Annotated in this window: 16 protein-coding genes and 1 other annotated feature; of the genes, 11 read left to right on the top strand and 5 right to left on the bottom strand. The window is 54.8% G+C overall.

The genetic code is table 11. The features are described from left to right. Nucleotides 1-92: 92 nt before the first annotated feature. Nucleotides 93-629 (top strand): YniB family protein, encoded by a 537-nt coding sequence (locus ET34_RS0104395; protein ID WP_031519798.1) that lies wholly within the window; start codon nucleotides 93-95, stop codon nucleotides 627-629. 14 nt (nucleotides 630-643) lie between these two features. On the opposite strand, the gene ET34_RS0104390 is transcribed toward ET34_RS0104395, so the two are convergent. From ET34_RS0104390 to pfkB, 3 genes are all read right to left on the bottom strand, one after another. Then, nucleotides 644-1504, bottom strand: coding sequence for a fructosamine kinase family protein (locus ET34_RS0104390; protein ID WP_031519796.1), 861 nt, complete (start codon nucleotides 1502-1504; stop codon nucleotides 644-646). A gap of 72 nt (nucleotides 1505-1576) precedes the next feature. Beyond that, nucleotides 1577-1873: a type V toxin-antitoxin system endoribonuclease antitoxin GhoS gene (gene ghoS, locus ET34_RS0104385; protein ID WP_031519794.1), complete on the bottom strand. Its 297-nt coding sequence runs from the start codon at nucleotides 1871-1873 to the stop codon at nucleotides 1577-1579. Nucleotides 1874-1942: 69 nt separating this feature from the next. Beyond that, nucleotides 1943-2872: a 6-phosphofructokinase II gene (gene pfkB, locus ET34_RS0104380; protein ID WP_031519793.1), complete on the bottom strand. Its 930-nt coding sequence runs from the start codon at nucleotides 2870-2872 to the stop codon at nucleotides 1943-1945. A gap of 289 nt (nucleotides 2873-3161) precedes the next feature. Here pfkB and ET34_RS0104375 point away from each other — a divergent pair, with 289 nt between their 5' ends. Further along, nucleotides 3162-3920: a DUF481 domain-containing protein gene (locus ET34_RS0104375; RefSeq protein ID WP_031519791.1), complete on the top strand. Its 759-nt coding sequence runs from the start codon at nucleotides 3162-3164 to the stop codon at nucleotides 3918-3920. Nucleotides 3921-4167: 247 nt separating this feature from the next. Then, complete coding sequence (locus ET34_RS0104370) at nucleotides 4168-4392, top strand: hypothetical protein (RefSeq protein ID WP_031519790.1); 225 nt, start codon at nucleotides 4168-4170, stop codon at nucleotides 4390-4392. 245 nt (nucleotides 4393-4637) lie between these two features. Here the strand turns inward: ET34_RS0104370 and ET34_RS0104365 are convergent, their stop codons facing one another. Then, nucleotides 4638-4817, bottom strand: a complete 180-nt coding sequence (locus tag ET34_RS0104365) for a con-10 family general stress protein (RefSeq protein ID WP_024548692.1) — start codon at nucleotides 4815-4817, stop codon at nucleotides 4638-4640. A 641-nt stretch (nucleotides 4818-5458) separates the two neighbouring features. Then, nucleotides 5459-5965 (bottom strand): ferritin-like domain-containing protein, encoded by a 507-nt coding sequence (locus ET34_RS0104350; protein WP_031519788.1) that lies wholly within the window; start codon nucleotides 5963-5965, stop codon nucleotides 5459-5461. Between the two features lie 747 nt (nucleotides 5966-6712). Here ET34_RS0104350 and ET34_RS23115 point away from each other — a divergent pair. The 8 genes from ET34_RS23115 (at nucleotide 6713) to pheS (ending at nucleotide 14097) form a co-directional block, all read left to right on the top strand. Then, nucleotides 6713-8251, top strand: a complete 1539-nt coding sequence (locus tag ET34_RS23115; RefSeq protein ID WP_330217933.1) for a glycosyltransferase family protein — start codon at nucleotides 6713-6715, stop codon at nucleotides 8249-8251. Continuing rightward, nucleotides 8248-9366 (top strand): protoporphyrinogen/coproporphyrinogen oxidase, encoded by a 1119-nt coding sequence (locus ET34_RS23110; protein ID WP_051640470.1) that lies wholly within the window; start codon nucleotides 8248-8250, stop codon nucleotides 9364-9366. The genes ET34_RS23115 and ET34_RS23110 overlap by 4 nt, the downstream gene beginning before the upstream one ends. Nucleotides 9367-9615: 249 nt before the next feature. Then, a complete protein-coding gene (gene thrS, locus ET34_RS0104340) occupies nucleotides 9616-11544 on the top strand; it encodes a threonine--tRNA ligase (RefSeq protein WP_031519786.1) in 1929 nt (642 codons plus the stop codon). Between the two features lie 3 nt (nucleotides 11545-11547). Beyond that, a complete protein-coding gene (gene infC, locus ET34_RS0104335; RefSeq protein WP_072001962.1) occupies nucleotides 11548-12090 on the top strand; it encodes a translation initiation factor IF-3 in 543 nt (180 codons plus the stop codon). Nucleotides 12091-12182: 92 nt separating this feature from the next. Beyond that, nucleotides 12183-12380 (top strand): 50S ribosomal protein L35, encoded by a 198-nt coding sequence (rpmI, locus tag ET34_RS0104330; protein ID WP_001124225.1) that lies wholly within the window; start codon nucleotides 12183-12185, stop codon nucleotides 12378-12380. 46 nt (nucleotides 12381-12426) lie between these two features. Beyond that, nucleotides 12427-12783 (top strand): 50S ribosomal protein L20, encoded by a 357-nt coding sequence (gene rplT / locus ET34_RS0104325; protein WP_013366084.1) that lies wholly within the window; start codon nucleotides 12427-12429, stop codon nucleotides 12781-12783. A 113-nt stretch (nucleotides 12784-12896) separates the two neighbouring features. Then, nucleotides 12897-13023: a sequence feature (Phe leader region), on the top strand. Further along, nucleotides 12902-12946, top strand: a complete 45-nt coding sequence (gene pheM / locus ET34_RS22830) for a pheST operon leader peptide PheM (protein ID WP_201770422.1) — start codon at nucleotides 12902-12904, stop codon at nucleotides 12944-12946. (Overlaps the previous feature by 45 nt.) 90 nt (nucleotides 13024-13113) lie before the next feature. Further along, nucleotides 13114-14097, top strand: a complete 984-nt coding sequence (pheS, locus tag ET34_RS0104315; protein WP_031519782.1) for a phenylalanine--tRNA ligase subunit alpha — start codon at nucleotides 13114-13116, stop codon at nucleotides 14095-14097. The last annotated feature ends 28 nt before the right edge of the window (nucleotides 14098-14125 follow it).

The following is a 14125-nucleotide window of genomic DNA, read 5'->3' as shown; positions in this document are numbered from 1 at the left end:
TGCGCGATCAAACGGCATGAAAGAACAGGCGAAATCAGGTGCGAGCAGGTAGACTTAACGCTGAATCAAGGCGTCTTTATCAAGGGGAACCAATGACGTATCAACAAGCTGGACGCATCGCCATCCTGAAGCGCATTGCCGGTTGGGTGATTTTCATTCCATCGCTGCTTTCAACCCTGATTTCCGTACTGAAGTATATGTACGCGCACAGCGAGAAGCAGGCAGGTATCAATGCGGTCATGCTCGATTTTGCTCATGTGATGATCGACATGATGCGTTTTAATACCCCGTTCCTGAATCTGTTCTGGTTCAACTCGCCGACCCCGGATTTTGGTCGCTCCCTGAACCTGATGTTCTGGGTCATCTTTGCGCTGATCTTTGTTGGTCTGGCGCTGCAGGCGTCCGGGGCGCGCATGAGCCGTCAGGCGAAGTTCCTGCGTGAAGGGGTAGAGGATCAGCTGATCCTTGAGCGCGCAAAAGGGGCAGACGGCCTGAGTCGCGAACAGCTCGAAAGCAAAATCATGGTGCCGCGCCACACCATCTTCCTGCAGATCTTCCCGCTCTATGTGCTGCCCGTCATCGTTATCGTGCTGGGTTACCTCTGCTTCTCCCTGCTCGGCTTTATCTGAGCCTGCTGGCGGTATTACACCGCCAGTACCCGTTCCATCGCGCGCTGCGCCACCATCAGATGCTCGCCGCCAAACAGAATGGCGCGGTTGAGCAGGGTATACAGCTGATACAGCGGCTGTCGCTCCAGAAAACCCGCCGGCAGCGGGGCAACGGACTGGTAGCCGTCATAGATCTGCGGCGGCTGGTCACTGTGCAGCGGCAGCATCGCCAGGTCGCACTCGCGATCGCCCCAGTAACAGGCCGGATCGAAGATATAGGGGCCATGCGGGCCGAGGGCGCAGTTGCCGGACCACAGATCGCCGTGCAGCAGCGACGGCGGTGGCTGATGCGACGAGAGCTGCTGCTGTACCGCATCAACTATCTGATCGATGTCGCCAAAATCGAGACCGCGCTCTGCCGCCAGCTCAAGCTGCCAGCCGATGCGCTGTTCAGCAAAAAAGGTGGACCAGCGGCGTTGCCAGGCATTGGGCTGCGGGGTGGTAGAGAGGTCGTTATCAAAGTCGAGGCCAAACTGCGGCTGGTCGCTCCACTGGTGAAGCCGTGCCAGCTGCTGCCCCAGCAGAAAGGCGTTGTGGGCGTCCAGCGGACGCGGAGCAAGGTACTCCTGAAGCACAAAGCTGTAGTCGCGATCGCTGCCGACGCCGTAGACCTGCGGCACCGTCACGGTGTGACTGCGCGACAATAATTCAAGCTGGTCGGCTTCGGCAGTGAAGATCGGCAGCAGCTCCCGCTCGTCGCACTTCACAAAAATCTCATGTCCGGCATAGCGGATACGCCAGGCGGCGTGGATCTCCCCGCCGGGAAGCTCAGTGCGTTGTTCGATCTCTCCCTCACCGAACTGCTCGTGTAACAGACGACTAATGGCTTGCCACATAATGTCTCTCCACAGATGGTCTGGCTGACGCAGCGCTTCATCAGCGCTGCACCCGGCGGGAGCCGCTGGTGCTTAGCGGGAGGCGTTCTCGCTAAACCACTGCTCCAGCGGCGTCACCTCAACGTCTGGCCTGGTATCCAGGGCCGACTCGCCCAGCCCTTCGGCCAGGCTTTTTACCTCATCGGCATCCAGCGTGCCGAGGATGCTGAACGTTAGCGGACCCAGCTCATGTACTTTGCCATCGTCGTCCGCCACGGTAAGGGCGAACCCGCCGCGCGTCATGGCGTTGGTCAGCTCGTTGATATCGGTCAGGCTGCGATCGCCCCCGGTAATCGTTACCACAAAACGCTTAATATCATCGCTGCTCATGCATCACCTCATTGTTCGCGAACGTTTTTTAGCATAGTCGAAACGCGGGAAATCACCCGCGAGCGCGGGTTAGCGGTTAAGCCAGGCGAAGATCTTATCGGTATCTTCCCGGGCGCACAGTCGCGTACCTTTATTGATGGTGGCGGCGCTGCCCGCGGCGACGCCGTAGCGCGTCATCTCCTCAAGCGAAGCGTCCTGCGCCAGCTTCAGCGTCATGGCACCGACCATGCTGTCGCCCGCGCCAACGGTACTCTGGCTCTTCATCGGCGGCGGAACCACCTGTACGCAGTTGTCACCATCGACCGCCAGCGCGCCCTGCGGGCCAAGTGACACCACGACGCGCCGCACTTTACCGCTTTTCACCAGGTCGATGGCGGCCTGACGCACAGCATCCGGCTCGTCGAGGTCGCGTTTCACCAGGCCGCTCAGCTCTTTCTGGTTGGGCTTCACCAGTTCCAGGCCGCCGACCTCAAGTGCGGCGGCGAGCGCCTCGCCGGAGCTGTCGACGATAATGCGCAGCCCCCGTTGCTGAGCCGCCTGAATCAGCTGGGTCAGCTTCTTCACGTCCACGCCGGGCGGCAGGCTGCCGCTTATCACCAGTATCGAGCCGGACTCAACACCGAGCACTTTCTCTTCCAGCTGGCGGAATTCGTTGTCGCTCAGCGCCGCACCGGGCATCACGAAGCGATACTGTTCGCTGCCTGACTCGACGTGGACATGCAGATTCTGGCGCGTCCAGTCCTGGGTTTTTACGGTGTCAGCGGAGACCTGCTCATCAAGCAGCAGGGCGGTAAGATGTTCCCCGGTGGCACCGCCTGCCGGGAAGATCGCGGTGGCTTTGCCGCCGAGGTGAGCAATAGCGCGCGCAACGTTGATGCCGCCGCCGCCCGGTTCAAACACCGGTGCGGTGCAGCGCAGCTTACCTTCGGGGTAGATCTGCGGCGTGATGGTGGCGCTATCAAGCGACGGGGCGAGCGTAAGCGTATAAATACGTACCATATTCCCTCCTGTGCGAATGAGCTGTCCTAAGCGTAGCAGCCGATTATCAATCCAGCAGAAATAACCGGCTGATAATTAAATTAATATTGCGCGTCATCCGCGCTAAAGAGTTATTCATTTAATGCGAGTTTGAGAGGCTTCTTATTCAAAAAACGAAACAGGAATTCATTGCTATGTTAATGCGGCCTTTTTATAATTTGTTACCTTTACGCGGCACTGAAGTTATTGATTCGTAGTAAAGATTCCGGGACCGTGTCGGTCTCTTTTTTTTGTTGTACGGACTTGATAAATGAAGCTTTTAAAGACAGTACCCGTAGCGATGATGCTTGCGGGAGGCATGATTGCGGCGCAATCTGCGTATGCCGATGATTCCGTTTTTACTGTCATGGATGATCCAACCAGCGCTAAAAAACCTTTCGAAGGCAACCTGCATGCCGGTTATCAGGCACAGTCTGGCAATACTGAAAGTTCGTCACTGACCGCTGACACTCAGATGACCTGGTACGGCGAAACCACCGCCTGGTCGCTGTGGGGCAATGCCAGCAATACCTCTTCCAACGATGAACGCTCCTCTGAGAAATATGCAGCGGGCGCGCGTTCGCGCATCAACGTTAACGATCGCGATTACCTGTTCGGCCAGGGCAGCTGGCTGACCGACCGCTACAACGGCTATCGTCAGCGTGATGTCGCTACCCTCGGTTATGGTCGCCAGATCCTCAACGGTCCGGTGCACAGCCTGCGTCTGGAATTCGGTCCGGGTGTGCGTTACGACGAATTCACCAACGGCGAAGATAAAACCCAGGGGTTAGGGTACGCGTCCGGCACGTATGCCTGGCAGTTCTCTGACAACGCGAAATTCACTCAGGGCGTTTCCGTCTTCGGTGCTGATGACACCACCGTTAACTCTGAAACCGCGCTCAACGTGGCGATTAACGACCATTTCGGTCTCAAAGTCGCCTATAACCTGACGTGGAACTCTGAGCCACCATCTTCTGCACCGGATCACACCGATCGCCGCACTACCGTGTCGCTCGGCTACACCATGTAATAAATAAGGCCGGGGGTTCTTCCCGGCCTTATTATTGCGTAGCGCTGAATAGTCTGTTTGTGCTGCTATTATCCTGCTTTCGGTTTACCGCCCAAATAATTCCCTCACAATTCCGTAACCTGCAATAACTTCAGTTTCTTTGACACCTTTCGACAAATAAATTGACTGTTAAGAAATGTGATCTGGATCTACAATTTATCTACAGGCGAAGTATGCCTTTTGTTACTCCAGAAAAGAGAATAACGTCATGAAAAAATTAACCATTACGGCGGTAGCGGCCCTTCTCGGCACGCTTTCCTTCGGTGCCTTTGCCGCGCCAGCTCAGACTACGATTCAAACCACCCCGGCCGCCAGCTGGCAGGTCAGTGATATCGAAGCCGGTTCAAATATCGTTCCGGGTACGCAATCCACTGGTAAAACCATGGATGATGCGTTTAATCCGCACACCCTGGTTGCAGGTGAATGGTATTAATTCCCCGCCGCGTAAATTATGCAATTAATTAAAAAACCGGATTTTGCTGTTCCGGTTTTTTTATGCCTGTTAAACGCTTTGCGCCGGTGGTCATAGCCTGTACACATTGATACCTATCGGTGCTAATCATTATTATTATTAATTATTCATTGCGCTGGTCTGTGCCGTAACGTAATGCCGTAACGTAAAAAAGAGCAAATTCGCCAGGCAAATTTGCTCTTTTTACCGGACGGATTGTCCGCTATTTAGCTGGGCTTGCGACCGCCGCCGTGGCTGTTCTTCCCACCTTTGCGGCCCGCTTCCGAGGCGCGCTCAGGGTTATTTTTGAAGTTGCCGCCGCTGTTCTGGCCACCTTTACGGCCTGCTGCGGATGCACGCTCACGATCTTCAGCAAAATTACCGGAACCACCACGATGTTGTGCCATTTTGTTTCTCCTGTAAATTATCCATGCTCAGCAAAAGCGTCGGAAATATCGCCGTCGCAGAATAAAGTTTAGCTGCGAAATGATATATAGCAACGCTGAGAGGCGGAGTGACTATTAATTTAATTCGTTTGGGATTATTCTTACTTGGTGATATTTGTCAGTAAATTCATGTTGTAATAATATTATTATCGAAACCGCAGATATTCGCGTTTACTACTAAGGAGAAGACAATGAGAACCTGGTTTTCACATGTGAAAGGTGAAGTTCATGGTAAATTCATTCCGATGGTAGTGGGGAACAGAGTTTGTCTGATGTTGCGTTCCGGTGGTGCGATATATAAATCACGGGAGTGGCTGCTGAGGGAGAGGAAAAATATAAAAGCGGTTTTCTGATAATAAATAAAGGGGCGTGCAGCCCCTTTATTATGCCTATAAAAAAGCCCCGCCGGAGAGAGGGCAGGGCAAAACCAGCATCACGATTCAGGGGATAAACTATTTCTGTTCGCCGCGACGGGTCGGCGATTTCCGATCGTGGGCAGGCAGGGAAGTTCCTGATTCTGCGCCGCGTACCGGATCGATGAACGTCTGGTGTGTAATGGTCATAAACATCATCAAACCCTCATAGTAGTGATGGGAGAACGGTTATTTTTTTGCCTCGGCACCGGGTGCCGCTGCGCGTTGAAGAAACTGTTCGCTGACGTCAGGAAGATGCACCAAAGCCCATTCAGCCATGGCCACTTCCTGTTTCAGAATAGATTCGAAAACCGGTATCGCCGCATTATCACCAGCAAGCTTAGCTGCGCTAATCAGGGCGGTGTAGCTGGCAATTTCTAATTGCTCGAAAACGTAGCTGCTAATAGCCAGCTTAACTATTTCATCCGAGGCGAGTTTACTTCCCAGCGACATACCCAGCGCTTCAAGTTTGCTGAAGGTGTCCTTAATTAAGGAGCGGGAAACATTGTTGCGATCGAGTATTTCCTCGAGCAGTGAAAGCTGATGCTGCGTTTCTGTCAAATGCTGAGTAATACGCTGCTGAAATTGCGGGTAATGCTCAATGCGCTCGGCCATAGCTGTGAGCATTTTCTCAGCCTGCTTTTCCATAGCGTGCGCATCGCACAGCCAGTCATGATAATTCTCGGCGAAAGTCATCATTGCCCTCGTTGCATATCAGGAAATGCATTTCTGCATGGCCAGTAATCATATTCTGGCGAATTAATAATGTGTGCATTATTGATATTTATTCGATCCATCGAAACTGTTCTCCCTGAGTATTAATTTCTAATGCATGAACAAGAATAGCAGGTTTTCAATGAAACCCAGCGGATAGTTAAGTTTTCCTTATAAGACAATTCTTAATTCAAAAAAATAGTGTGAGATCAAGCCGCTCGGGACGGAATATTTGTACAAACGGCAGCGTCAGGCACAACTATTTTAACAATTGCCCTGGGAAATAATACTTCCCTCGCGCTAACAGAGTTTCAGTCTGGTGACTCTGATCAGGCCCGGGGCGATCGCCGTTGATGCCTCGCTTGCGAAATAGTAAGCACTATTTATTTGTTAAACACGGCGCACGCCCGGTACTGCGCCCAACGCTTCAGGCTACCATTAATAACCACATATGAATGAGTGATTTAGTTGCGGCCCGCTTCAAAATGCTGTCGCTACGCTGGTAAACCCTGCGGCAGTGCGCCATGCTTTGATAAGCAAGGTTAATTATTTCTGGACGGAAACGTTACTTAGCTCTGGTCGTTCCCGGCCACGTCCAGCGTTATTCGAGCCTTATCTCTTCACCACTCTTCTGCCGGAATACCAGAGCTTCACCCACAGAAAGAGCGAGATATTCCTCTACACGCTTTGTCCGGCACGGGTTGCCCGTGCCGCAAGGAGGGGATGCCTGTGCCGTTTCGCAGTTACTGGCAAGCCGGGTTCGAGGGCGCGGACCACATTAATGCGCAGGGAGTCGCGCTTTCGATGAATGACGCGACCGGTCATCTGACGCGGGCGGCTGAAGACTATGCGGCACTGTCGCCCTGGGCCATGGCCACGGTGCGGGAGAGTGCGGGTTGGCGCATCACCGAGCGTGACGGAGGTTACGATTTCAGCCATATCCGGGCGCGAATGCTGGCGGCGAAAGCGCACGACATCCAGATCTGCTGGACGCTGCTGCACTATGGCTGGCCCGCCGGGCTCCCGCTGCTCGATGCTGCGTTTGTGCCGCGATTCGCCCGCTTTTGCGGCGCGGTGGCGCGTTATCTCGCGCCCTGGTATGACGAGCCGCCGGTCTATTCACCGATCAACGAAATCTCCTTTACCAGCTGGGCGCTGGCCGTGGGCTATTTTCCCGCCGGTGAGCCGCTGCACGAGGCCTCGGGTACGCTGTTCAAGCATCAGCTGGTGCGCGCCGCGCTGGCGGCCTGCGCTGCCATTAGCCAGGCCGATCCGCGGGCGCGTTTCCTGCACTGCGATCCGCTGATTTTTGTCACGCCTGACGGCGAGGCGCAGAGCCAGCATCACGCTGACACTCAGCATGAGGCCCAGTTTGAGGCCTGGGAGATGCTGGCCGGCCTGCGCGCCCCGGAGCTGGGCGGACAGCCGCAAATTCTTGATATGATTGGCGTGAACTACTACCACGACAACCAGTGGCAGGCTCCGGGCCAGCAGCGGCTTTACTGGCATCTTGGCGATCGGCGACGACGGCCGTTCCACGTCATGTTGAGCGACCTTCACCAGCGCTTTCAACGTCCGTTGCTGGTGGCAGAAACCAGCCACGTCGGCAGCGGGCGCGGGGCGTGGATCACCGCTGTCGCCAGCGACGTGGCCCAGGCGCAGTTAAACGGCGCGGAGATCGCTGGCATCTGCCTCTATCCCATTGTTGACCGTCCCGACTGGGACCACGGTGCGCACTGGCATCGCAGCGGCCTGTGGGAGCCGCGTCACGCTGGCCCCGATCCGCTGGCCCGCACCCTCTGTCTACCTTACGCGCACGCATTGCGCAGGGCGCAGCACACCCTCTCGCTATTTCACCTGCAGTTGAGTTCCTGTCAGACGGGAAAGGAGCAACCTATGAAAACGCTTATCGTGTTCAGCCATCTGCGCTGGGATTTTGTTTATCAGCGTCCGCAGCATCTGCTGTCCCGTCTTGCCGGCTACTATCAGGTGATCTTTATCGAGGAGCCGGTGTATGAAGCCGGGCCGCCGGGGTTACACCGAAGCGCGCCTGCGCCCGGCGTAACGGTTATCTGCCCGCACACCGACGTGGCAGCGCCCGGTTTTCACGATGAACAGATTGCGGGCCTGCTGCCGCTGCTGGGAGCGCTGGGCGATGAGCACCCCGATGCGGTGGTCTGGTTCTACACGCCGATGGCGCTGCCGTTGCTGGCCGCGTTTACGCCCTCGCTGGTGATCTACGACTGCATGGCCTGCCTGCGCCGGTGATTAAAGAGTGCATCCTCGGCGCGGTCGAGGCGCGTTACGGCGGCACTACCACTGCTACGCTTTCGGGCGACAGGTCCGCTTCTCAGCCGGACGACTGCTGCGCTGACGGCGTGGCACCTGGCGGGGATTGTGTGTTGACGGCCCGCGATAAAGCCGCGTCAAGCTTTGAGGCCTTTATTTATCAGACCTGGGGGGCGGGCATTGCGCGCTATTTTGCTATTCCCTACAACCGCAAGCTGTGGAAGGTACCGCTTACCGAGATGGAGACCTCATGGCTGGGCGGCCGCGTGCCGCTCCCGGATCTGGGGCAGATCATCGAAGGGGCGCTGACGCCAGCCGGTAAGCCGGTGGGGCCGAATGCCCGCTTTGGCTATCCGCTGCGCGGCGGCTTTCAGGCGCTGATGTCCGGCTTTCTGCCGCTGCTGAAAGGGCCGCTGGTGACCGGCGCAGAGGTGACGGCGATCTTCCCACGCGAGCATATTGCGGTGCTGGCGGACGGGCGCAGCTATCGCTATGAGCAGCTGATCAGTACGCTGCCGCTGCCGGTCCTGTTGCGCATGGCGGGGAGTGAAGTGCCGGCGGAGGTTGCCGCCGCGGCAGAGGGGCTACGGCATACTTCGGTACGCTGCGTAAACCTCGGCGTTGGCCGGGCGGATCTCACCGAGAAGCACTGGATTTACTATCCCGAGGAGACCATTTTTCACCGCATTTTCGTGCAGGGCAACGCCAGCCCGTGGTGCAACCCGCCGGGGGGCTGCGGCCTGACCTGCGAGATCAGCTACTCCGATAAAATGCCGTTGCCGATGGATGGCCAGGCGCTGACAGACCGCTGTATCGCCGAGTGCATCAGCGTCGGGATTATCAATGAGGACGATGCTATCCTGACGGCTAATCAGGTGGATATTCCTTACGCCTATGTGATTTACGATCACGCCCGCGAAAAGAACGTTGCGCTGGCCCGGGAGTGGCTCCAGCACTATGACATCACCCTGGCGGGCCGCTACAGCGAATGGGAGTACTACAACTCAGACCACGCCTTCCTTGCCGGCAAACACGCGGCAGAAAAAGTGTGCGCGCAGCCTCGCAGTCGCGCTGCAACCCTTCCTCCACGCTAAATGTTTGTTGTGTATCGCCTCCTGTTTCTGAGAAGACAGCGAGGCGAGCGTCGCGATAAATAGCATTCCTGCTTTTATTAGTGTTACCATAGGCCTACGCGTAAGGGCAGGGAACTGCCCTCATTTTTTTAAGTGCGGACCAATTTAACAACGGTTGGTTAGATGGTTTCGTCACTTGCTGAAAACACACTCTCATTAATGTCATATGTGATCTTTCGTGTGGGTCACCACTGTGAATAAGGATTTATCATGCCGGTAATTACTCTTCCTGATGGCAGCCAACGCCATTACGATCGTGCAGTCAGCCCCATGGATGTTGCGATGGACATCGGTCCAGGCCTGGCAAAAGCCTGTATCGCGGGCCGCGTTGACGGTGAACTGGTTGACGCCAGCGATCTCATCGAGCGTGACGCGCAGCTTGCTATCATCACCGCGAAAGATGAAGTAGGGCTGGAAATCATTCGTCACTCCTGTGCGCATCTGCTGGGCCATGCCATCAAGCAGCTGTGGCCGCACACCAAAATGGCGATTGGTCCGGTTATCGATAACGGCTTCTACTACGATATCGATCTTGAGCACACCCTGACGCAGGACGATCTGGACCAGCTTGAAAAGCGTATGCACGAGCTGGCGGAATCCAACTACGACGTTATCAAGAAGAAAGTAAGCTGGCAGGAAGCGCGCGAGACCTTCGTGTCCCGCGGTGAGAGCTATAAGGTCGCCATCCTTGATGAAAACATCGCTCAGGACGACAAGCCGGGCCTGTATCATCACGAAGAATACATCGACATGTGCCGCGGTCCGCACGTGCCGAACATGCGTTTTTGTCATCACTTCAAACTGATGAAAACCGCCGGTGCTTACTGGCGCGGCGACAGCAGCAACAAAATGCTGCAGCGCATCTATGGCACCGCGTGGGCGGATAAAAAAGCCCTGAACGCCTATCTGCAGCGTCTGGAAGAAGCGTCGAAGCGCGACCACCGTAAAATTGGCAAGCAGCTCGATCTCTACCACATGCAGGAAGAAGCGCCGGGTATGGTGTTCTGGCACAACGACGGCTGGACCATCTTCCGCGAGCTGGAAACCTTCGTGCGCAGCAAGCTCAAAGAGTACCAGTACCAGGAAGTGAAGGGTCCGTTCATGATGGACCGTGTGCTGTGGGAAAAAACCGGGCACTGGGATAACTACAAAGATGCAATGTTCACCACCTCTTCCGAGAACCGTGAATACTGCATTAAGCCGATGAACTGCCCGGGCCACGTGCAAATCTTCAATCAGGGTCTAAAATCATACCGCGACCTGCCATTGCGTATGGCTGAGTTCGGTAGCTGCCACCGTAACGAACCGTCTGGCGCACTGCATGGCCTGATGCGTGTACGTGGCTTTACCCAGGATGATGCCCACGTCTTCTGTACTGAAGATCAGGTGCGCGACGAAGTGAACAGCTGTATTCGCATGGTTTATGACATGTACAGCACCTTCGGCTTTGAAAAAATTGTGGTGAAACTCTCCACCCGTCCGGAGAAACGTATCGGCAGCGACGACATGTGGGATCGTGCCGAAGCGGATCTGGCGGTGGCGCTTGAAGAGAACAACATTCCCTTCGAGTACCAGCCGGGTGAGGGCGCGTTCTACGGCCCGAAAATTGAGTTCACCCTCTATGACTGCCTGGATCGCGCATGGCAGTGTGGTACCGTGCAGCTGGACTTCTCGCTGCCGTCCCGCCTGAGCGCATCCTACGTAGGCGAAAACAACGAGCGTCAGGTGCCGGTGATGATCCACCGTGCGATTCTGGGCTCTATGGAACGCTTTATCGGTATTCTGACTGAAGAGTTTGCGGGTTTCTTCCCGACATGGCTCGCCCCGGTACAGGTGGTGGTGATGAATATCACCGATTCACAGTCTGAATACGTTAACGAATTGACCCGTAAACTACAAAATGCGGGCATTCGTGTAAAAGCGGACTTGAGAAACGAGAAGATTGGCTTTAAAATCCGCGAGCACACTTTACGTCGTGTCCCTTATATGCTGGTTTGTGGCGATAAAGAGGTTGAAGCAGGCAAAGTTGCCGTGCGCACCCGTCGCGGTAAAGACCTTGGAAGCATGGACGTAAACGACGTGATCGCGAAGCTGCAACAAGAAATTCGCAGCCGCAGTCTTCAACAACTGGAGGAATAAGGTATTAAAGGCGGAAAACGAGTTCAAACGGCGCGTCCAAATCGTATCAATGGCGAAATTCGCGCCCAGGAAGTTCGCTTAACTGGTCTGGAAGGCGAGCAGCTTGGTATTGTAAGTCTGAGAGAAGCTCTGGAAAAAGCTGAAGAAGCCGGAGTCGACTTAGTCGAAATTAGCCCTAACGCCGAGCCGCCCGTTTGCCGTATTATGGACTACGGCAAATTCCTCTATGAAAAGAGCAAATCTTCTAAGGAACAGAAGAAGAAGCAAAAGGTTATCCAGGTTAAGGAAATTAAGTTCCGTCCTGGCACAGATGAAGGCGACTATCAGGTAAAACTCCGCAGCCTGATTCGCTTTCTTGAAGAGGGCGATAAGGCCAAGATCACACTGCGTTTCCGCGGTCGTGAGATGGCCCACCAACAGATCGGTATGGAAGTGCTTAATCGCGTGAAAGAAGATCTGGTTGAACTGGCAGTGGTCGAATCCTTCCCATCGAAGATCGAAGGCCGCCAGATGATCATGGTGCTCGCTCCGAAGAAGAAACAATAAGGCCATCAAGTAGCATCTCTGAGGGGTGTTAAGCCTCACAGAGATGTTCGCCTGTGTTTCATTTATTAACAATGCGAAGTGGAAGTTAAAAAATGCCAAAAATCAAGACCGTACGCGGTGCTGCTAAGCGCTTTAAAAAAACCGGTAAAGGTGGTTTTAAGCACAAGCACGCTAACCTGCGTCACATTCTGACCAAAAAAGCTACCAAGCGTAAACGTCACCTGCGTCCGAAAGCCATGGTTTCTAAAGGCGATCTGGGTCTGGTAATTGCGTGCCTGCCGTACGCATAAGTCGTTTAACTTTTAACTTTTTTACAGAATAGAACAGGAGAGCTAAATGGCTCGCGTAAAACGTGGTGTAATTGCACGTGCTCGTCACAAAAAAATCCTTAAACAAGCCAAAGGCTACTACGGTGCGCGTTCACGCGTTTACCGCGTTGCTTTCCAGGCTGTTATCAAAGCTGGCCAGTACGCTTATCGTGACCGTCGTCAGAAAAAGCGTCAGTTCCGTCAGCTGTGGATTGCGCGTATCAACGCAGCAGCACGTCAGAACGGTATCTCTTACAGCAAGTTCATCAACGGCCTGAAAAAGGCGTCTGTTGAGATCGACCGTAAGATTCTGGCTGACATCGCTGTATTCGACAAAGTGGCATTCACTGCACTGGTTGAAAAAGCGAAAGCAGCTCTGGCGTAAGCCGGTGGAAGAGGGAGCTTGCTCCCTCTTTTCATTTCCGCCCGCCGCGAAGATTGACTTTTTAGCCGTAGAACCTTTCAATAGCGTTATCAACAACATCAACAAGGTCACTGCAAGCATGAACGCTGCTCTTTTCCGCTTCTTTTTTTACTTTAGCGCCTGACACCAGGGGGCTTTGCGCGTAAGAAAAGAAACGGAAAATAACACGCCAAAAGCCTCCCTCGCGGAGGCTTTTTTGTTTTGTCCTGCTGCAACACAGCGTCAAAACAGTGCGACATGACGAATGAAAACCACTACGCCGGGAGACAAACCGGTATAACGAGGAAAACCATGCCACATCTCGCAGAGCTGGTTGCCAGTGCAACGGCAGCTATAAACGATGCCCAGGATGTTGCCGCGTTAGATAACGTACGCGTCGAATACCTGGGAAAAAAAGGGCACCTTACCCTTCAGATGACCACCCTGCGTGAGCTGCCGGCGGAAGAACGTCCGGCAGCAGGCGCTGTGATCAACGAAGCGAAAGAGCAGGTGCAGCAGGCGCTTAACGCACGCAAAAACGAACTCGAAAGCGCAGCCCTGAATGCACGCCTTGCCGCGGAAACCATCGACGTCTCCCTGCCGGGTCGTCGTACCGAGAATGGCGGCCTACACCCGGTCACCCGTACCATCGATCGCATCGAAAGCTTCTTTGGCGAACTCGGCTTCACCGTGGCCACCGGCCCGGAAATCGAAGATGACTACCACAACTTCGATGCCCTGAATATTCCGGGTCATCACCCGGCGCGTGCCGATCACGACACCTTCTGGTTTGACGCTACCCGCCTGCTGCGCACCCAGACTTCCGGCGTGCAGATCCGCACCATGAAAAACCAGCAGCCGCCGATTCGCATCATCGCGCCGGGCCGCGTCTATCGTAACGACTACGATCAGACCCACACCCCAATGTTCCACCAGATGGAAGGGCTGATCGTTGATAAAGACATCAACTTCACCAACCTGAAGGGCACGCTGCACGATTTCCTGCGCAACTTCTTCGAAGAAGATCTGCAGATCCGCTTCCGTCCGTCCTATTTCCCGTTCACCGAACCCTCCGCAGAAGTGGATGTAATGGGTAAAAACGGCAAGTGGCTGGAAGTGCTGGGCTGCGGCATGGTGCACCCGAACGTGCTGCGCAACGTCGGCATCGATCCGGAAGTCTACTCCGGCTTCGCATTTGGCATGGGGATGGAGCGTCTGACCATGCTGCGTTACGGCGTGACCGATCTGCGCGCCTTCTTCGAAAACGATCTTCGTTTCCTCAAACAGTTTAAATAAGGGCAGGATAATCCAATGAAATTCAGCG

Origin of the sequence: Siccibacter colletis (assembly GCF_000696575.1) — a bacterium.
Taxonomy (GTDB): Bacteria; Pseudomonadota; Gammaproteobacteria; order Enterobacterales; family Enterobacteriaceae; genus Siccibacter; species Siccibacter colletis.
This window is presented reverse-complemented; position numbering and strand designations above follow the sequence as displayed.

Coding starts and splice junctions, on each gene's coding strand:
- ET34_RS0104395 (WP_031519798.1), top strand. CDS start 93: ATGACGTATCAACAAGCTGGACGCATCGCCATCCTGAAGCGCATTGCC.
- ET34_RS0104390 (WP_031519796.1), bottom strand. CDS start 1,504: ATGTGGCAAGCCATTAGTCGTCTGTTACACGAGCAGTTCGGTGAGGGA.
- ghoS (WP_031519794.1), bottom strand. CDS start 1,873: ATGAGCAGCGATGATATTAAGCGTTTTGTGGTAACGATTACCGGGGGC.
- pfkB (WP_031519793.1), bottom strand. CDS start 2,872: ATGGTACGTATTTATACGCTTACGCTCGCCCCGTCGCTTGATAGCGCC.
- ET34_RS0104375 (WP_031519791.1), top strand. CDS start 3,162: ATGAAGCTTTTAAAGACAGTACCCGTAGCGATGATGCTTGCGGGAGGC.
- ET34_RS0104370 (WP_031519790.1), top strand. CDS start 4,168: ATGAAAAAATTAACCATTACGGCGGTAGCGGCCCTTCTCGGCACGCTT.
- ET34_RS0104365 (WP_024548692.1), bottom strand. CDS start 4,817: ATGGCACAACATCGTGGTGGTTCCGGTAATTTTGCTGAAGATCGTGAG.
- ET34_RS0104350 (WP_031519788.1), bottom strand. CDS start 5,965: ATGACTTTCGCCGAGAATTATCATGACTGGCTGTGCGATGCGCACGCT.
- thrS (WP_031519786.1), top strand. CDS start 9,616: ATGCCGGTAATTACTCTTCCTGATGGCAGCCAACGCCATTACGATCGT.
- rpmI (WP_001124225.1), top strand. CDS start 12,183: ATGCCAAAAATCAAGACCGTACGCGGTGCTGCTAAGCGCTTTAAAAAA.
- rplT (WP_013366084.1), top strand. CDS start 12,427: ATGGCTCGCGTAAAACGTGGTGTAATTGCACGTGCTCGTCACAAAAAA.
- pheS (WP_031519782.1), top strand. CDS start 13,114: ATGCCACATCTCGCAGAGCTGGTTGCCAGTGCAACGGCAGCTATAAAC.